Source organism: Pseudomonas sp. SJZ103 (assembly GCF_007828335.1).
Taxonomy (GTDB): Bacteria; Pseudomonadota; Gammaproteobacteria; order Pseudomonadales; family Pseudomonadaceae; genus Aquipseudomonas.
Genome location: NZ_VIUN01000016.1, coordinates 51,302 through 68,589 on the forward strand (window position 1 = coordinate 51,302; position 17,288 = coordinate 68,589).

At 60.9% G+C, this 17,288-nt stretch carries 17 protein-coding genes; 2 read left to right on the forward strand and 15 right to left on the reverse strand.

Features of this window, described 5'->3' with window-relative positions; genetic code table 11:
* Positions 1 to 85: 85 nt before the first annotated feature.
* Genes FBY10_RS26475 through FBY10_RS26495 form a run of 5 tightly spaced genes read right to left on the reverse strand, consistent with a single transcriptional unit; the run spans position 86 to position 4,009 of the window.
* The gene (locus tag FBY10_RS26475) at positions 86 to 721 is read right to left on the reverse strand and encodes an SCO family protein (protein WP_145338349.1); all 636 of its coding nucleotides are present in this window, start codon (positions 719 to 721) and stop codon (positions 86 to 88) included.
* On the reverse strand, positions 718 to 1,617 hold the full coding sequence (gene cyoE, locus FBY10_RS26480) for a heme o synthase (RefSeq protein ID WP_131699585.1): 900 nt from the start codon (positions 1,615 to 1,617) through the stop codon (positions 718 to 720). The genes FBY10_RS26475 and cyoE overlap by 4 nt, the downstream gene beginning before the upstream one ends.
* Positions 1,605 to 2,684 carry a heme A synthase gene (locus tag FBY10_RS26485; protein ID WP_145338350.1) on the reverse strand — a complete coding sequence of 360 codons (1,080 nt, stop codon included), beginning with the start codon at positions 2,682 to 2,684 and terminating at the stop codon, positions 1,605 to 1,607. The genes cyoE and FBY10_RS26485 overlap by 13 nt, the downstream gene beginning before the upstream one ends.
* Before the next feature lie 10 nt (positions 2,685 to 2,694).
* On the reverse strand, positions 2,695 to 3,279 hold the full coding sequence (locus FBY10_RS26490; protein WP_145338351.1) for a hypothetical protein: 585 nt from the start codon (positions 3,277 to 3,279) through the stop codon (positions 2,695 to 2,697).
* On the reverse strand, positions 3,245 to 4,009 hold the full coding sequence (locus FBY10_RS26495) for an SURF1 family protein (RefSeq protein ID WP_145338352.1): 765 nt from the start codon (positions 4,007 to 4,009) through the stop codon (positions 3,245 to 3,247). Before FBY10_RS26495 ends, FBY10_RS26490 begins: the two co-directional genes overlap by 35 nt.
* A 45-nt stretch (positions 4,010 to 4,054) precedes the next feature.
* Here FBY10_RS26495 and FBY10_RS26500 point away from each other — a divergent pair, with 45 nt between their 5' ends.
* A complete protein-coding gene (locus FBY10_RS26500) occupies positions 4,055 to 4,258 on the forward strand; it encodes a twin transmembrane helix small protein (protein WP_016978774.1) in 204 nt (67 codons plus the stop codon).
* Positions 4,259 to 4,264: 6 nt separating this feature from the next.
* Here the strand turns inward: FBY10_RS26500 and FBY10_RS26505 are convergent, their stop codons facing one another.
* The 4 genes from FBY10_RS26505 to coxB are packed head-to-tail and all read right to left on the reverse strand — an operon-like array spanning position 4,265 to position 8,548.
* Positions 4,265 to 5,152 carry a cytochrome c oxidase subunit 3 gene (locus FBY10_RS26505; RefSeq protein WP_131699589.1) on the reverse strand — a complete coding sequence of 296 codons (888 nt, stop codon included), beginning with the start codon at positions 5,150 to 5,152 and terminating at the stop codon, positions 4,265 to 4,267.
* Between the two features lie 35 nt (positions 5,153 to 5,187).
* On the reverse strand, positions 5,188 to 5,739 hold the full coding sequence (locus FBY10_RS26510; RefSeq protein ID WP_145338353.1) for a cytochrome c oxidase assembly protein: 552 nt from the start codon (positions 5,737 to 5,739) through the stop codon (positions 5,188 to 5,190).
* A 33-nt stretch (positions 5,740 to 5,772) separates the two neighbouring features.
* Positions 5,773 to 7,362, reverse strand: a complete 1,590-nt coding sequence (gene ctaD, locus FBY10_RS26515) for a cytochrome c oxidase subunit I (protein ID WP_131699590.1) — start codon at positions 7,360 to 7,362, stop codon at positions 5,773 to 5,775.
* A 58-nt stretch (positions 7,363 to 7,420) separates the two neighbouring features.
* Positions 7,421 to 8,548 carry a cytochrome c oxidase subunit II gene (gene coxB / locus FBY10_RS26520; RefSeq protein ID WP_145338354.1) on the reverse strand — a complete coding sequence of 376 codons (1,128 nt, stop codon included), beginning with the start codon at positions 8,546 to 8,548 and terminating at the stop codon, positions 7,421 to 7,423.
* Positions 8,549 to 8,915: 367 nt separating this feature from the next.
* Here coxB and FBY10_RS26525 point away from each other — a divergent pair, with 367 nt between their 5' ends.
* Positions 8,916 to 9,563 carry a hypothetical protein gene (locus tag FBY10_RS26525; protein ID WP_145338355.1) on the forward strand — a complete coding sequence of 216 codons (648 nt, stop codon included), beginning with the start codon at positions 8,916 to 8,918 and terminating at the stop codon, positions 9,561 to 9,563.
* A 67-nt stretch (positions 9,564 to 9,630) separates the two neighbouring features.
* On the opposite strand, the gene FBY10_RS26530 is transcribed toward FBY10_RS26525, so the two are convergent.
* From FBY10_RS26530 to FBY10_RS26555, 6 genes are all read right to left on the reverse strand, one after another.
* Complete coding sequence (locus FBY10_RS26530) at positions 9,631 to 11,178, reverse strand: SulP family inorganic anion transporter (protein WP_131699593.1); 1,548 nt, start codon at positions 11,176 to 11,178, stop codon at positions 9,631 to 9,633.
* An 85-nt stretch (positions 11,179 to 11,263) separates the two neighbouring features.
* A complete protein-coding gene (locus FBY10_RS26535; protein WP_027608119.1) occupies positions 11,264 to 11,995 on the reverse strand; it encodes a carbonic anhydrase in 732 nt (243 codons plus the stop codon).
* A 226-nt stretch (positions 11,996 to 12,221) separates the two neighbouring features.
* Positions 12,222 to 13,280, reverse strand: a complete 1,059-nt coding sequence (locus FBY10_RS26540) for a PA0069 family radical SAM protein (RefSeq protein WP_145338356.1) — start codon at positions 13,278 to 13,280, stop codon at positions 12,222 to 12,224.
* A gap of 70 nt (positions 13,281 to 13,350) precedes the next feature.
* Positions 13,351 to 14,649 carry a cytochrome c gene (locus tag FBY10_RS26545; protein ID WP_145338357.1) on the reverse strand — a complete coding sequence of 433 codons (1,299 nt, stop codon included), beginning with the start codon at positions 14,647 to 14,649 and terminating at the stop codon, positions 13,351 to 13,353.
* Between the two features lie 12 nt (positions 14,650 to 14,661).
* Complete coding sequence (locus tag FBY10_RS26550) at positions 14,662 to 16,446, reverse strand: GMC family oxidoreductase (protein WP_145338358.1); 1,785 nt, start codon at positions 16,444 to 16,446, stop codon at positions 14,662 to 14,664.
* 2 nt (positions 16,447 to 16,448) lie between these two features.
* Entirely contained in the window at positions 16,449 to 17,201 is a 753-nt protein-coding gene (locus FBY10_RS26555; protein ID WP_131699597.1) for a gluconate 2-dehydrogenase subunit 3 family protein, read from the reverse strand.
* Between the last annotated feature and the right edge of the window lie 87 nt (positions 17,202 to 17,288).

The following is a 17,288-nucleotide window of genomic DNA, read 5'->3' on the forward strand; positions in this document are numbered from 1 at the left end:
TTGCGGAGTATCAGTCGCTGCATGAGCTGTCTGATCTGCCGCCATCGGGGGCAAGCCCCCTCCCACATGTGTTTTGCGTTGCCTGTTACTTGCGCTGCAACAACCCTGGCAGTTGCGCCACCAGCTTCTGGTTGTTCAACGGCGCACGGATAAACCCGCGCTGGGTACCATCCGGGCCGATCAGCGCGAGGTTGCCGCTGTGGTCGACGGTGTAGTTGGGCTTGCTGGTGTCTGCCGGGATGAATGGGATGCTCACGGCATTCGAGACCTTCTGCACATCCTCCACGTTCGCGCCGGTGATGCCTTGGAATTGCGGGTCGAAGTAGCCCAGGTACTGCTTGAGCTGAGTCGGGGTGTCGCGATTCGGGTCGACGCTGACCAGAATCACCTGCAACTTATCCACAGCCTCTTTAGGCAACTCGCTCTTGATCTGGCGCAGTTGGGCGAGGGTGGTCGGGCAGATGTCGGGGCAGAAGGTGTAGCCGAAGAACAGCAGGCTCCACTTGCCTTTCAACTCGTTGACCAGCACCGGCTGGCCGTCCTGGTTGGTCATGGTCACTGGCGGCAGCTGACGGCTTTGCGGCAGCAGGATGATGCCGGCGTCGATCAACGCGGTAGGGTCGCCCTGGCCCTTGCCCGACAGCACTTTGTTAACGGTCAGGCCCATGATCAACGCGACGATGGCCACCAGGATAAAGACGGTTTTTTGAGTTCGAGTCATAGGTTCAACAGTAAGTAGTGGTCTACGAGCAGGGCGATAAACAGCAGGAACAGGTACCAGATAGAGTACTTGAAGGTGTTGATCGCCGCGTGCGGCTGAGCGCCACGGTACAGCACCCAGGCCCATTGCAGAAAGCGTCCGCCCAACAACAGTGCGCATGCCAGGTACAGCGGGCCGCTCATGTGGATCACGTAGGGCATCAGGCTCACCGCCAGCAGCGCAAAGGTATAGAGCAGGATATGCACCTTGGTGTAATGCTCGCCGTGGGTAACCGGCAGCATCGGGATATCGGCCTTGGCGTATTCCTCCTTGCGGTGAATGGCCAGCGCCCAGAAGTGCGGCGGGGTCCAGGCGAAGATGATCAGCACCAGCAACAAGGGCTCGGCGCTGACGTGGCCGGTGACGGCGACCCAGCCCAACAGCGGTGGCGCGGCACCGGCCAGGCCTCCGATGACAATATTTTGTGGCGTCGCACGCTTGAGAAAACCGGTGTAGACCACCGCGTAACCGAGCAGCGAAGCCAGCGTCAGCCATGCCGCCAGGGGGTTGGTGAACGCCAGCAACAAGGCCAATCCTGCAACGGCTAGAAACAAAGCAAAGGCCAGCGCCGCCACCGGCGACACACGCCCCTCCGCCAACGGCCGCTTATGGGTGCGAGCCATCACCGCATCAATCCGCCGGTCCACCACATGGTTCACCGCCGCCGCGCCGCCCGCACACAGGGCAATGCCCAGATTGCCGAACACCAGCACCGTCCACGGCACGCCTGCGCGTGTGGCGAGGAACATACCCACCAGGGAAGTGATGAGCATCAGCACCACCACTTTCGGCTTGGTCAGCTCCAGGTAATCGCGCCAGACCGCCTGGCCTTGACGCGCGCCGATCAAGGTCGCCATGGCATCTCTCCTTTAAGGGTGATGAGGCCCGATACGTGTTTGCGCGGGCTGAAGCGCCAACCGAAGAGCAACTGATCACGCACCCGGACCAGGCTGGTGCGGGCGTGGTAATTAACCAGCACCAACGTCAGCAGCAGCGCAGCACCGCCGGCGTTATGAGCGACCGCCACCGGCAGCGGCAAGCCGAAATACACATTGCTCAGGCCCAGGCTGATTTGCGCGAACAGGGCGATCAACAGCAGGCCTGCAAGCCGCGTCATGCCTACGGCGCGCAACTGCCAGGCCAGGCCGAGCAGCACCAGGGTGACCAGCACCGCGCCCATGCGGTGAGTCAGGTGAATGGCGGTACGCGCTTCGCTGTCGAGTTGGCCGCCAAGGTAATTGGGCCCGATGTGCTGGGTCAGGTGAAAGCCGTTGGCGAAGTCAGCCGCCGGCCACCACGCGCCATGGCAGGTGGGCAAGTCGACGCAGGCCACGGCGGCGTAGTTAGAACTCACCCAACCGCCCAACGCGATTTGCCCGATCACCAGCACCAGTCCCGCCGTCGCCCAATATTGCAGGCGCTTGGGCACGATCAACGCGGGCAACACCCCAGACAAGCGCAGGGTCAGCAAGAACAACAGGCTCAAGGTCGCAAAACCACCCAGCAGGTGGCCCGTCACCACCTGGGGCCAGAGCTTCAACGTCACTGTCCACATGCCAAATGCCGCCTGGGCGAACACCACCGCCAGCAGAAACAATGGCAACTTCACCGGCTGGCCCGGATCACGCCGATGGCTCCACGAACGCGCCGCCAACAGCACAATGAGCAAGCCCAGGGTGCCGGCGAAATAGCGATGAGTCATCTCGGCCCAGCCCTTGTCAGCCTCCACCGGCGTATCGGGAAAATGCAATTGGGCATGGGCCAGCTGGGCCTCGCTTTGCGGCACGCTGATAAACCCATAGCAGCCCGGCCAGTCCGGGCAACCAAGACCGGCATGGGTCAGGCGGGTGTAGGCGCCGAGCAGCACGACGATCAGCGCCAGCAGGGTGGCAAACAACGCGAGGCGAAATCCAGGTTTGGCCATGACGATGCCCTTATCCGATGTTCGACAGTTTCAACAGGTGGCGCAGGTCATTGAGCAAGTCCTTGCCCTTGATCTTGGCGTCGTAGCGCAGCACCAGGTTGCCGTGGGGGTCGACGATCCACAGTTGCGCATCGCCCGGCGCTGCGGCGTTTTTGGTGAAGGTCGACAGGTCCAGCGAGTAGCGTTGCAGTTGCGGGTACTCGGCCTTGAGCTTGGCCTCGTAGTCCGCTGCAACCGGCTGCGTGCTGGCCAGGGCATGGCTGGCGCGGGAGGCATCGCGCCCGAGGCCGATCTGCAATTGGCGCGCGAGGTACACCAGTTGCTGGCAATCCGCCGCGCACGCCGCAGGCGCGGTGACCAGCAACTGCCAGCGCTGTTCATCGGCCTGCACGCCGATATCGGCGCGGGTCTGGCCGTTGCCGATCATTTCTCCGTGGTAGCTGCGACTGTCGGGCACCCAGAACTGCAGCTTGTACATAAAGGTGGCCAGCGCCATCGGGCCGACCACCATCAGCAGGATCAGCATCAGCTGCCAGCGGCCTTTGCGCCGATCAGCTACCTCAGACATGTTGAGTGGATTCGTGGCCGTTCCCATGGGGCTTCTCCTTTGTGGTGTGCCATCCGAGGTAGAGGTAAAGAGCCAGTAGCGCTAGGGACATGGCGAACCACTGCACCGCGTAGGCCAGGTGTTTTTCCGGGCCCATCGCAACGATGGGCCAGGTGGTTTCGTACGTACCGGGGCCGGCTTCGGTACGCAGTTCGTAGGCAAAACCGTTGCGACCCAGCTCAGCCCATAGCGCAGCGGGGTGCAGCGCGGTCAACAGGCGCGGCCATTGCGCGGTCGTGGGGTCCGCATGCAGCTGGAAGGTTTCGCCGGGCGCGACATACACCCAGGCGTCAAGATTCAAAGGCTGGTCCGGAGTGGTGAAGACGGGCGGGGTGCGCCGATCCGGCCACGGCAACCAGCCCCGATTGAGCAATAGCCACAGGCCGCTGGCCTGGTCATGAAAGGGTTGCAGTAACTCGACGCCCGCCTTGCCGTCACGCATGCGGTTATCCAGCAATACGCTGTGCTCGGCATCGAATTGCCCGCGCAGATGTACGCGGCGGAAGGCCGGGTCCGCCATGTCGCTGAGCTGCACACTACTGATCGGCTCAGCGGCGCGGCGTTCGGCATAGCTGTCCACCAGCAGCTGCTTCTCATGGCCGCGCGACAGTTGCCAGACGCCCAAGCCCACCATCAAAGGCAGCAGAATCATCACCACCAACGTCGGTGCGATACCTGGACGAAAGCGTTTCATGGCGCTGGCTATACTTGTTTTCATTGCCCGCCCATCCCCTCAATGCCCACCAAAGCCAGGAACCAGACCATGCTCAAAGCAGCCATTGCCCTGATGCTGATCGCGACCGTCGTGAGCCTGTTCAGTGGCTTGTTCTTTCTGGTCAAGGACGAGGGCAACTCCAACCGCCTCGTCACTGCCTTGACCGTGCGTGTCGTACTGGCCGTGATCACCGTGGCCTTGATTGCCTGGGGCTTTTTCAGCGGCCAGCTGGTATCTCACGCGCCCTGGTAAGTCGCCTCACAGCACGTATACGAAGAAAAACAGCCCGATCCACACCACATCCACGAAGTGCCAATACCAACTGGCCGCCTCGAAGCCGAACTGGTGCTCGGCGTTGAAATGCCCGCGCAGGATGCGCATCAGCATCACAAACAAAATGATGGTGCCGATGGTCACGTGGGCGCCGTGAAAGCCCGTAAGCATGAAGAAGGTTGCGCCATACACACCTGAGCCAAGGGTCAGGCCCAGCTCTTTGTAGGCGTGGATGTATTCCTCGGCCTGGAACCCGAGGAATGCAAGGCCCAGCAAGACGGTGATCGCCAGCCAGATCTTCAGCGCGCCGCGATGCCCCTTGCGCAAGGCGTGGTGGGCAATGGTGATGGTCACGCTGGAACTCACCAGCAGGATGGTGTTGACCAACGGCAAGCCCCACGGGCTGATAGTGCCCTCCGGCGCGGGATAAAGTTTCGGGTCCGGGTTGTTGAGCAACGGCCAGGCAAACTCGAAGTTCGGCCACAGCATGTGCGCAATGCCTTTGGGGCCTTCGCCGCCCAACGCGGGACCGGACAGGTGGCGCACGTAGAACAGCGCACCGAAGAACGCGATAAAGAACATCACCTCGGAAAAAATGAACCAGGTCATGCCCCAGCGAAACGAGCGGTCCATCTGCGCGCTGTATAAACCGGCACGGCTTTCCTTGATCACCGCACCGAACCAGCCGAACAGCATGTAGGCCAGCAACAGCCCACCGACGAAAAAGATCCACGGCCCGTGGGATTCCGGGCGTGCCGCCTTCAGGTCGTTGAACCACACGGCCAGGCCATACACGGTGACCAGCATGCCAATCGTGGCAATTATCGGCCATTTGCTTTGCGCTGGTACGTAGTACGTATCATGAGTCGACATGTATTCGCTCTCCTGATTGAGCGGGCAAACAGTAGCTAGCCCCCGGTACGGACAGCCACCGGCGGTTGGCGCGCAGTGATATCAAACAGCGTGTACGCCAGGGTCAAATGCTTCACATCCTTGGGCATGTCGCGGTCGACAATAAAACGCACCGGCATCTCAATGCGCTGGCCTGGCTGCAGCACTTGCTGGGTGAAGCAAAAGCATTCGGTCTTGTGGAAATACATCGCCGCCTCTGCGGGGGAAATGCTCGGCACCGCTTGGGCGGTCATCGGTTTGTCGGTGGGGTTGTAGGCCACGAACAGCATCTCGGTGACTGCGCCGGGGTTGACCACCACCTCGTCAGCCTTGGAATGAAACTCCCAGACCATGTCGATGGCATTGGTGGAGAGGAACTGCACCCGTACCTGCCGCATGAGGTCGACGACCTGCTCGCCCTCGTACTGCCCGGCCGTCTTGCCGTTGATGCCGAACGCCTTGCACATCACGTCGTAGATCGGCACCAGGGCAAAGCCGAAGGCGAACATCGCCACCACCAGGATCAGCAGGCGGGTGACCAGGCGCTTGAGGGGCACGGAGTCAGCCATGACATCCCCCTGAAGCGAATGCAATCAGCGTGTTCACTTGACCTCCGGTGGCGTGGTGAAGGTGTGGTACGGCGCGGGCGAAGGCACGCTCCACTCCAGCCCCTCGGCGCCGTCCCACGGCTTTGCCGGCGCCGGCGGGCCGCCACGGATGCACTTGATCACGATAAACAGGAAGAAAATCTGCGTGGCGCCAAACATGAAGGCACCAATGGAGGAGACCATGTTGAAGTCGGCGAACTGCAGGTTGTAGTCCGGCACCCGGCGCGGCATGCCGGCCAGCCCCACGAAGTGCATCGGGAAGAACGCCATGTTCATGCCCACGAAAGACAACCAGAAATGCAGCTTGCCCAGGGTTTCGTCGTACATGTGGCCGGTCCATTTCGGCAGCCAGTAGTAGGCCGAGGCGAAGATGCCGAAGATCGCACCAGGCACCAGTACGTAATGGAAGTGCGCCACCACAAAGTAGGTGTCGTGGTACTGGAAGTCCGCAGGGGCAATCGCCAGCATCAATCCGGAGAAACCGCCGATGGTGAACAGGATCACGAAGGCCACGGCAAACAGCATCGGCGTCTCGAAGGTCAGCGAGCCTTGCCACATGGTGCTGACCCAGTTGAACACCTTCACGCCGGTCGGCACCGCAATTAGCAACGTGGCGTACATGAAGAACAACTCGCCGACCAACGGAATGCCCACCACAAACATGTGGTGCGCCCACACGATAAACGACAGGAACGCGATGCTCGCCGTGGCGTACACCATCGACGTATAGCCGAACAACGGCTTGCGCGAGAAGGTCGGGATAATCGAACTGACGGCGCCAAACGCCGGCAGGATCATGATGTACACCTCGGGGTGGCCGAAGAACCAGAACACATGCTGGAACAGCACCGGATCACCGCCACCGGCCGCACTGAAGAAGCTGGTGCCGAAGTGGATATCCATCAGCATCATGGTCACGCAGCCGGCCAGCACCGGCATCACCGCGATCAGCAGGAAGGCGGTAATCAGCCAGGTCCAGACGAACAGCGGCATCTTCATCAAGGTCATGCCGGGCGCACGCAGGTTGAGGATGGTGGCGACCACGTTGATCGCGCCCATGATCGAGCTGATGCCCATCAAGTGGATGGCGAAGATGAAGAACGTCACGCTTTCCGGCGCGTAGGTGGTGGAGAGCGGGGCGTAGAACGTCCAGCCGAAATTCGGACCGCCACCGGGCGAGAACAGGGTCGAGACCAGCAGCAGGAACGCCGCCGGCAACAGCCAGAAGCTGAAGTTATTCATGCGCGGCAAGGCCATGTCCGGTGCGCCGATCATCAGCGGGATCATCCAGTTGGCCAGGCCGACAAACGCCGGCATCACCGCACCGAACACCATGATCAGGCCGTGCATGGTGGTCATTTGGTTGAAAAACGCCGGCTCGACGATCTGCAGGCCAGGCTGGAACAGTTCGGCACGGATCACCATGGCGAACGAGCCGCCGAGCAGGAACATGATGAACGCGAACCACAGGTACATCGTGCCGATGTCTTTATGGTTGGTGGTCAGCACCCAGCGCATCAAACCCTTGGCGGGGCCGTGGGCATGGTCACCGGCGTGGCCATGGTCATCGATCACAGTGCTCATGGCCGTTCTCCTGCAAGCGAGTGGGCGGGGCGGGTCGAGGTAAAAGCGATGAAGTCGGTCATTTGCTTTCCGCCTGCTTGATGGCCAGCACGTCTTTAGGCGTGACCATGTCGCCTTTGTTGTTGCCCCACGCGTTGCGCTCGTAGGTCACCACTGCGGCGATATCGACTTCCGAGAGCTGTTTGCCGAAGGCCGCCATCGCGGTACCGGGCTTGCCGTGATAGACGATGCTCAAGTGGTCTGCAGCGGGCCCGGTGACGATCTTCGAGCCCTTGAGCGCCGGGAACATCGGTGGCAGGCCCTGGCCTTCGGCCTGGTGACAGGCGACGCAGGTGGTGTGGTAGACCTTGTCGCCGCGCGCAACCAGCTCTTGCAGCGTCCACTCCTTGGAGGTCAACTCCTTGAGCTTGGCGGCCTCTGCCTTGCGCTCGCCGAGCCAGGTGTCGTAGTCGGCCTTGGACTTGACCTCGACCACGATGGGCATGAAACCGTGGTCCTTGCCACACAGTTCGGCGCACTGGCCACGGTAGATGCCGGGCTTCTCGACGCGGGTCCAGGCCTCGTTGACGAACCCTGGAATGGCGTCACGCTTGACCGCAAAAGCCGGCACCCACCAGGAGTGGATCACGTCGGCGGCGGTCACCAGGAAGCGCACCTTGGCGCCCACCGGCAACACCAGCGGCTGGTCGACTTCCAGCAGGTAATGTTCGCCCTTGGTGGCCTGGTTATGGATCTGCTCGGCAGGCGTGGCCAGGTTGCTGAAGAACTCCACATCCTGGCCCAGGTATTTGTAATGCCACTTCCACTGATAGCCGGTGACCTGGATATCGATATCCGACTCGGTGCTGTCGTAGATATTGATCAAGGTCTTGGTCGCCGGAATGGCCATCGCGACCAGAATCAGCAAGGGCACCACGGTCCAGAGGATTTCCACGGTGGTGCTCTCGTGGAATTTGGCCGCAACCTGGCCCGTGGAGCGGCGGTGGACGATCATCGACCAGAACATCGCGCCAAACACGACAATGCCGATTACCACACAGATCCAGAAAATGGTCATGTGCAGGTCGAACACAGCGTGACTGACTTCAGTTGCCCCTGGCGCCATATTCGTTGTCCAGGCGGCGTGCGCCTGGCCGAATACTGACCACAACAGGAGGCCCATCCAAACATGTGGATGTCGCGTCATTGCGGGTTCCCCTTATCGTTCTTGTTATCCCGCCGGTTTGCACCTGCGTCGAAGGGAGCGGCTTCCATACTGCTTACAACCGCTTAGCCTTACCTGCTTATGCAGTCTGGCGTCATCAGCTAATCGCGTACAAACCCGAGTATAGACACGCACTGCAACCCCGCAATGTGTAGGGGCAAATGAGCAAAAATGAGTGGCCAGGCCCAATAAAACCGGGTGCGGAATCGTTTATCCGACGAACGATGGCAATTCGATATAACGCGTATGCATAACCATGAAATAATTATGACAAATGCGTCTTAGGCGCTCGTATAAACGAGCTACCTTATGCTGTCCCTATTCCTACGCCTGCTTCACTGGAGCCTTCATGAACACCGCCGCATTGCGCGAGCAGATTTCCCGTGCCTATCAACACGAAGCCAGCACTGGCCAGCTAGCCAAGCAGCTGGAAGAGCAATTGCCGCACCTGCATTCGGCCATTTCTTTGGCTGATGGTGATAGCACCCAAGTCATGACCCGCTTTGTGACCGCCTACATCGAACTCGTCCCGGACTTGTTGGAGGCCGCCAATGACGTGGCCCGCGAAGCGGGGATCGAAAGCCAGATAAAGCCTGTGCTGAAAATCGCCGAGCATTTCTTCCTGCAACCGCCCGCGATCCTGGCTGGCCACGAAGGGCTCGACGGCCTGCTGGACGAGGCTTACCTGGCCCATCGCCTGGTGGAAGAGGTCAACGATTTGTATATCAAACACTTTGGCCAGCCGTTGATTCCGGCAGATACCACCGTGGCCAACGTGATTGCCCATCAGTTGATCGGCGAAGCATTCGCCAACCAGCTGGATGAAGCCGTACACCACGCGGTAGACGAGATGCTCAACGAAGACAGCTTTGCGCTGGAGTCGGTCGAGGCGTATCGCGAACAGCTGAAAAGCCCGCACACGGAAGCCGCGTGGAAGCGCTGGCCGTGCCTTTCCCGCAAGCTGGGAGTGGAGTTGGCGCTGGATCAGCCGGCTTAAATCTTAAATTAGACACAGAACAAATGTGGGAGGGAGCCAGCCCCTCCCACATTTTGATCCGGTTCTGTCAGCCGATTGAGGGCGCCGAGCCGATCCCTGTCGTCATCCTGACCCGGCCTTCGAGTCTGCGCTTCAACCCACGCGCCTCGATCACCAGCTTCGAGCCCTTGGCCGCATTCGCCCGGCCCCATTCCTCCAGCAACTCAAGGCAGGAATGGTCGATATAACTCAGGTTACTCAGCGGTACGTGCACAGTCGCGCCCGGAGGCACCGTCGCCAGCACCTGGGTCAACGCCGGCACTTTCAGGAAGGTCGCCGCACCGGTCAAACGCAGCTCCATTTCCCCCTCTTGGGGCAGGTCGATCAGACTGACTTTCAGGCGCGAGGCCTTGAGCGCCAACTTGACCAATGTGAGCCCGAAGCCCACCAGCACGCCGGTCAGCAGGTCGGTGAAAATGATCGCCAACGCCGTGGCCGCGTAGGTAAACATCGGCATACGCCCATAACGACCTAGGGCCTTGAAGGCCTTGATATCCACCAGCTTGATCCCGGTGTACACCAACACACCCGCCAGGCTCGCCACGGGAATGCTTTGCAGCACGCTCGACAACAACAGTACGAACCCCAACAGCCATACGCCATGGAACATCGCTGACAACCGCGTGGTGGCCCCGGCCTGCACGTTGGCCGAGCTGCGCACGATCACACCGGTCATCGGCAGGGCACCCACCAGGCCGCACAGCATGTTGCCCACACCTTGGGCGGACAATTCCTTATCGAAATCAGAACGCTGACCACTGTGCATGCGGTCTACCGCTGCAGCAGAGAGCAGGGTTTCGGCACTGGCGATAAACGCCACTGCAAACGCGGCGATCAGCAACTGAGGGTCAGCCAGGTTCAACAGGTCGCTGGGACGCAGCCAATCGATGGCGTCGGCGAGGTTCTCCGGCACTTCCACACGCTTGACCTGCAACGCCAGCACCAGGCTGGTCACCGTTGCCAGGCCCACGCCCAACAGAGCTCCGGGCACGAAACGCAGGGTTTGCGGACGGAATTTATCCCACAGGTACATCACCAGCATCGTCGACAAACCGAGCAATCCGGCCTGCCAACCCAGGCCGCCGCCCAAGGTTGGAATCGCCTCCACCAGCGCGGCGGGGAAGCCCGCCAGGTTATCCAGCCCTGAGGGCTTGGGCGCACCGTCGAGCATCACATGGATCTGCGATAGCACAATCAATACGCCGATCCCCGCCAGCATCCCGTACACCACCGCTGGCGCCGTGACGCGGAACCAGCAACCCAGGCGCAGACGGCCGGCCACCAGTTGCAGGAAGCCGGCCAGCAGCAGGATCGGTCCGAGCATCATCATCCCGTGCTGGCGCACCAGCTCGAACACCAATACCGCCAGACCCGCTGCCGGGCCGCTGACCTGCAGCGGCGAACCCGCCAACCAGCCCACTACCAGGCCACCGATAATCCCGGTGATCAGGCCCTTGGCCGGCGGCATGCCGGACGCGATGGCGATCCCCATGCACAGGGGCAGGGCGACCAGAAACACAACCACGGAGGCGAGCAGCTCCCGTGGCAATACAGCTTTCAATTGAGCAGCACGCATGATGGCTCTCCCGAGGCATTCGCCGGGCGCGGCAAAGCCTGGCTGCATCCATGGCAGCCACCGCTTTACCCGGCAGGGAAGTGTTTTAGAAGCGCGCTTTAGGCGTCGCGGAAGGAATCGGCCCTTCGCCGCTCAACGGTCGGAATGCCGACTGATCAGCATCGTAGGCTCGAATTTCACTGGTTTCGATGTTGTAGATCCAGCCGTGGATAAACAGCTGACCATTAGCCATGCGCGACGCAACCGAGGGATGGGTACGCAAATGCTGCAGTTGGGCGATGACGTTTTCTTCGGTGAGCACTTTCATGCTCTCGCCTTCGTTGGCACAGTCGCAGTTGTCCTCGACCATGGACTTGGCGACTTCGGCGTGTCGCAGCCAGGCCCTTACCGTCGGCATCTTCTCCAGGCTGGCGGGGTTGAGGACCGCACGCATGGCGCCACAATCGGAGTGCCCGCACACGATGATGTGCTGCACGCCCAAGGCCAGTACGGCGTACTCGATGGCAGTGGAAACGCCGCCGTTCATCTGCCCATAAGGCGGCACGACGTTACCGACGTTGCGGGTCACGAACAGGTCGCCGGGAGAGCTTTGAGTAATCAGCTCAGGCACGATGCGCGAGTCGGCGCAGGTAATGAACATCGCCCGTGGGCTCTGGGCCGTGGCGAGTTTCTTGAAGAGTTCTTCCTGCTGGGGGAAGACGTCGTGATGGAAATGCAAAAAGCCGTCAACGATGTGTTTTAGCGCTGCATCAGCAGACTCTGCCACCTGAGGGGCTGAAGCCGACGCAGCCAACGGCTGTTTATCCTTGTCACTCATGATTCATCCTCTTGATTAATGCAGGGGAGTTTTCAGGTCAGTTCGACGCCAGGCCAGTGGAATAGTTGTAAAAGCCAAAAACCAGGCTGCCGACTCATCAGTCACTCGCTGAACAAGGTAACCACCGAAACTTAACTCAAACTGAATGAACCGCTCTAGATCGCGGGTTTCAGTGATATCAAAACGCGACTATTCCTACAGACATGGTGCATTCTTCCTTTTCAGTCTACAACAATGCCATCTGTCTGCCCGGTGGACAGAACGCTGTGCAATCCAGATTGAAGCCTTCTCGCCGATTCAGCCCCAGACGTTTGATTGCCTTGCTGAAACGCTGGGCCAGCAGGTCGGCAAATGGCCCCTCACCCCGCATGCGTACGCCGAACCGACTGTCGTACACCTCACCACCGCGCACCTGGCGCACCAGGCTCATCACATGGGCCGCCCGCTGCGGGTAATGCGCCGCCAGCCACTCCTCGAACAGGGGCGCCACCTCCAGCGGCAGTCGCAACATCATGTAGGCCGCACTCTGCGCACCGGCGGCATGGGCTTCGGTGAGCAGGCTTTCCAGCTCGCTGTCGTTGATCATCGGGATCATCGGTGAGCACAACACACCCACCGGGATGCCCGCCTCGCGCATCACCCGGATGGCCCGCAACCGTGCCTTGGGCGCCGCTGTGCGCGGTTCCAGGATGCGCTTGAGTTCATCATCCAGGCTGGTGAGGCTGATCATCACCGCCACAAGGCGTTGCCTGGCCAGCTCCGCCAGCAGGTCCAGGTCGCGCAGGATCAGAGAGCTCTTGGTAATGATGGTCACCGGATGCCGATAGCGCAGCAGCACTTCGAGGGTTTGCCGGGTGATCTTGTACTCACGCTCGATAGGCTGGTACGGGTCGGTGTTGGAGCCCAGATTGATCGGCGCACACACATAGCCCGGCTTCGACAGTTGCTGCTCCAGCACGTCGGCCGCGTTGCTCTTGGCGATCAGCCTGGTTTCGAAATCCAGCCCCGGCGACATATCCCAATAGGCGTGGCTGGGCCGTGCATAGCAGTAGATACAGCCATGCTCGCAGCCACGGTAGGGGTTGATGGAGCGGTCGAACGGCAGGTCCGGAGAGTTGTTGCGGGTGATGATGGTCTTGGCCGTCTCGATGCGTACTTCGGTGCCCTGGGTCGGCGGCACTTCCTGGTACCAGCCGTCGTCCTCGGCCACGCTGACGGTGGGCGCAAAGCGGTTATGCAGGTTGGTGGCCGTGCCCCGACCACGGGGCGGCAGCGGAGTAGACATGAAGGCGCCTCGATACTGGTTTTATATACAGTATCGAGGCGCGAGGTTCCTGACCAGTGCCGTTGGGCGGTCAGTGCTTTTGTGTGACCTGCCCCAGGTCATCGCCCGAGGTGGTGCGCATGTCGTTCTTGCGCAGGTCGGCCACGTCACTGGCGTTCACCGGGGCGCCCTGGTTACCCCAACTGCCACGGATGAAACTGACCACATCCGCCACTTCCTGGTCCGACAGGCGCCAGGCGAACGCCGGCATGGTAAAGGTCGACGGCGCCGTGTGAGTGGCCGGCAACGTGCCGCCGTTCAACACGATGTTGATCAACGACGTGGCATCCGCCGTCTGCAACACCGGGTTGCCCGCCAACGCCGGGAATACCCGCGTATAGCCATGGCCATCGGTACGATGGCAGGCCGCGCAGTTGTCGATATACACCGACGCGCCGGGCTTGCTGTCATCGCCCTTCCACAGCGCCTCGGCCACCTGCTTGTCATACTGGTGCGGCTGGTCTTTTGGGTCCACCGCCGGCAGGCTCTTGAGGTAGCGGGCTATAGCGGTCAGGTCGTCTTGCGACATGTACTGCATGCTATGCACGATCACATCGCTCATACCGCCAAATACCGCGCTGCGGTCACTGCGACCGGTCTTGAGGAATTGCACCAGTTGCTCCTCGCTCCAACTGCCGAGACCGTCCTTGTGGTCGCCGCGCAGGCTCTTGGCGATCCAGCCTTCCAGTGGCGCACTGCCGGACAGGAAGTCCTTGCCGTCAGTCGCGCTCAGGGCTTTTTCCTGCATGGTCAGAGCGCGTGGTGTATGGCATGCGCCACAGTGGCCAAGGCCTTCCACCAGGTAAGCGCCGCGGCTGATCACTGGGTCCGCGCTCGCCACGGCCGGTTTATCCGCCACCTCAGGTGCAAACATCCAGCGCCACGCCGCCAACGGCCAACGCATGCTCAGCGGCCACGGAATGTCGCTGGCCTTGTTCTCCTGGGCGACCGGTTCCACGCCCTTCATGAAGTACGCATACAACGCCTGCATGTCGCTTTCGCTGACGCGCGCATAAGACGGGTAGGGCATCGCCGGGTAAAGCGTACTACCACTCTTGGCGACGCCGTGACGCACGGCCTGGTCGAAGTCCTCGAAACTGTAGTCGCCCAGACCGGTCTTGTCCGGGGTGATGTTGGTGGAATAGATCACACCGATGGGGGTTTCCATCGGTAGGCCACCGGCGAACGGTTTGCCGCCCTTGGCGGTGTGGCAGGCCACGCAGTCGCCGGCGCGCGCCAGGTATTCGCCCTGCTTGATCAGGTCGGTTTCGGCGGCACTGATCGAGCAGCTGCTGAGCAGGGCAAACGTCGCGATAACAAATGTTTTCATGGTCATCGCTCCTTATGCCTGAACCAGCGGGCCGGGATTTTTCAGGTACTGCTCGCGGATCGCGCGAGCCGACCAATAGGTCAATGCCGCCACCAGGCCGGTAGGGTTGTAGCCCAAGCCCTGTGGGAAAGCGGACGCGCCAGGGACAAACACGTTGTGTACGTCCCAGCTCTGCAGGTAACGGTTCAGCGCACTGGTTTTCGGGTCGGTACCCATGATCGCGCCCCCGTTGAGGTGGGTGGTCTGGTAGGACGCGGTGTTGAAGTGCTCACCGACTTTTTTACCAAGTACAGCGATGGCCTTGGGGTTCATCGCTTCGGCGACCTTGCCCATTTTCTCGACCATGAAGCGGTTCATCTTGATGTCGTTTTCCTGCCAGTCGAACGTCATGCGCAGCAGCGGCAGGCCGTAGGCATCGCGGTAGACCGGGTCCAGATCCAGGTAGTTACCCCGGTAGGATTGATGGGCACCGTGGGCATCCATCGACACCTGGTGGGTGTAGTAATCGGCGGTGGCGCGCTTCCAGGCACTGCCCCAGGCCGGTGTACCGGGCGGGTTGGACGTACCGGCAATCGGCCGGCTGCCCGCCTGGTTGACCCACATCGGCGAGCCCCCGACAAACCCATGAGGGCCGTGGTCGAAGTTGTCGGCGTTGAAGTCATCGATCGCCACGCCATTGCCGCCGGCACCGATAAAGTTGTTGGTGTGGGTGTCCTTGTCGAAGAACGCCTTGATGGTGGCCATGTTCTGGTAGGCAAAGTTCCTGCCCACCACACCCTCATTGGTAATCGGGTCGTAAGGTTTGCCAATGCCCGACAGCAGCATCAGCCGCACGTTGTGGAACTGGAACGCGCCGAGGATCACCAGGTCTGCCGGTTGTTCGCACTCTCGGCCTTGGGCGTCGATGTAGGTCACGCCGGTGGCCTTGCTCTTGGTGCTGTCCAGATTGACCTTGAGCACGTGGGAGTTAGGCCGCAGCTCGAAATTCGGCACCTGGCGCAGCGCCGGCAGGATGTTCACGTTCGGCGAGGCCTTGGAGTACATGTAGCACACGTAACCGCTGCAAAAACCGCAGAAGTTGCATGGGCCCATCTGCGCGCCATAGGGGTTGGTGTAAGGCCCCGAAGTATTGGCTGACGGCAGGTTGTAGGGCTTATACCCGACGCTGGCGGCCGCTTTCTGAAACAGCTGTGCGGAGACTGTGTTCTTCTGCGCCTCTAGCGGAAACGGGTTGGAACGATCCGGCGCATAAGGGTTGCCGCCACGGCCTTCGCCCACCAACTGACCTTTCACGGTCCAGGCCTGGCCTGAGGTGCCGAAGACTTTTTCTGCATAGTCGAAAAACGGCTCCAGCTCTTCGTAGCTCACGCCGAAGTCCTGGATGGTCATGTCCTTGGGAATAAAGTGCTTGCCGTAACGTTCTTCGTAATGGCTGCGCATGCGCAGTTCAATCGGATCGACACGGAAATGCACACCCGACCAGTGCAGGCCCGCACCGCCCACGCCGTTACCCGGCAAAAACGCGCCGAGCTGACGGTTAGGCAGGGCAACGTCATTCACGCTATGACGAATCGTCACCGTCTCCTTGGAGATGTCCTGGAAGAGTTTTTTACGCACGCTGTAGGTCAGTTCGTCGATGACCTGGGGATAGTTGCCGTCCGGGTAAGTGTCCTGCATCGGCCCGCGCTCCAGCGCCAGCACGTTGAGGCCTGCTTCCGTCAGCTCCTTGGCCATGATCGCGCCGGTCCAGCCGAAGCCGACAATCACCGCATCCACTTTCTTCATGATGGTCGCCACGTTTATGCCCTCTCGCCGCGGATGGAAACTGCCGGGAAGGGGTACTGCTCGTTGCGTTCCACCCAATCCATGAAGTCGGCGCGGGCGCCGGGGAAGCCGATCATGGTCCAGCCGACCATGCCTTTGTTGCCACCGTGGATCGGGTCGCAGAAGAACCCTTCCTTGGTGTTTTGCAGCAGCAAGTTGAAGAACATCTTCGGCGGCACCGCGTCGAAATGTGCCGTGACTTCACTGCCGCCCGCCTCCAGGCGCCGCAACATATCATCTCGGGTAGCGCTGTCTTGCGCAGCAAAAGCTTTACCGTTGAAGGCTTTCGACCAAGCATCCGTCGCGGCAATGCCCAGGCGATAAATTTCCTTGGGCACCAACTTGCTCTGCCAGCCCATCTCCGGCGGGGCGTCGGCGTTGAACGGACCTTGCATGTACCACAGCGCGCCGCTGGCGTAAGGCGTGTTCATCTGACGGTCGATGTACTCCGGCACGCCGGCTTCCAGGGCACCGGGGCCTTGGGCATCTGCGGGGATCAAACGCTCGACGGCGGCGTTGATGAACGCCCATTCCTCAGCGGTGAAATAGCTCGGCTCGTAGGCCTTGTCGTTCTTCGCAGGTTTGGCCGGCGCCGCGTGGGCAGGCTCAGGCGTGGCCATCAGTATCGAGCCACCAAGGCCGGTACTCGCAACCGTGACCACCGGGATCAAGGTCAAGGATTTGCGCAAAAAATCACGCCGGGGGTTGTCTTGATCTTGATCAGACATGGGTGCACCTCATCATGTGGTCACGGGTTTATTCGGCCACTTCTGGGGAGCGGCTCGTCGGTATTTGGGCAATCAATAGTTACAAAT

Bases quoted from the DNA above. Each gene is read 5' to 3' on its own strand.
- FBY10_RS26490 (WP_145338351.1), bottom strand. From the start codon at position 3,279: ATGGGAACGGCCACGAATCCACTCAACATGTCTGAGGTAGCTGATCGG.
- FBY10_RS26500 (WP_016978774.1), top strand. From the start codon at position 4,055: ATGCTCAAAGCAGCCATTGCCCTGATGCTGATCGCGACCGTCGTGAGC.
- FBY10_RS26545 (WP_145338357.1), bottom strand. From the start codon at position 14,649: ATGAAAACATTTGTTATCGCGACGTTTGCCCTGCTCAGCAGCTGCTCG.
- FBY10_RS26495 (WP_145338352.1), bottom strand. From the start codon at position 4,009: ATGAAAACAAGTATAGCCAGCGCCATGAAACGCTTTCGTCCAGGTATC.
- ctaD (WP_131699590.1), bottom strand. From the start codon at position 7,362: ATGAGCACTGTGATCGATGACCATGGCCACGCCGGTGACCATGCCCAC.
- FBY10_RS26530 (WP_131699593.1), bottom strand. From the start codon at position 11,178: ATGCGTGCTGCTCAATTGAAAGCTGTATTGCCACGGGAGCTGCTCGCC.
- FBY10_RS26485 (WP_145338350.1), bottom strand. From the start codon at position 2,684: ATGGCCAAACCTGGATTTCGCCTCGCGTTGTTTGCCACCCTGCTGGCG.
- coxB (WP_145338354.1), bottom strand. From the start codon at position 8,548: ATGACGCGACATCCACATGTTTGGATGGGCCTCCTGTTGTGGTCAGTA.
- FBY10_RS26510 (WP_145338353.1), bottom strand. From the start codon at position 5,739: ATGGCTGACTCCGTGCCCCTCAAGCGCCTGGTCACCCGCCTGCTGATC.
- FBY10_RS26475 (WP_145338349.1), bottom strand. From the start codon at position 721: ATGACTCGAACTCAAAAAACCGTCTTTATCCTGGTGGCCATCGTCGCG.
- FBY10_RS26540 (WP_145338356.1), bottom strand. From the start codon at position 13,280: ATGTCTACTCCGCTGCCGCCCCGTGGTCGGGGCACGGCCACCAACCTG.
- FBY10_RS26525 (WP_145338355.1), top strand. From the start codon at position 8,916: ATGAACACCGCCGCATTGCGCGAGCAGATTTCCCGTGCCTATCAACAC.
- cyoE (WP_131699585.1), bottom strand. From the start codon at position 1,617: ATGGCGACCTTGATCGGCGCGCGTCAAGGCCAGGCGGTCTGGCGCGAT.
- FBY10_RS26505 (WP_131699589.1), bottom strand. From the start codon at position 5,152: ATGTCGACTCATGATACGTACTACGTACCAGCGCAAAGCAAATGGCCG.
- FBY10_RS26555 (WP_131699597.1), bottom strand. From the start codon at position 17,201: ATGTCTGATCAAGATCAAGACAACCCCCGGCGTGATTTTTTGCGCAAA.
- FBY10_RS26535 (WP_027608119.1), bottom strand. From the start codon at position 11,995: ATGAGTGACAAGGATAAACAGCCGTTGGCTGCGTCGGCTTCAGCCCCT.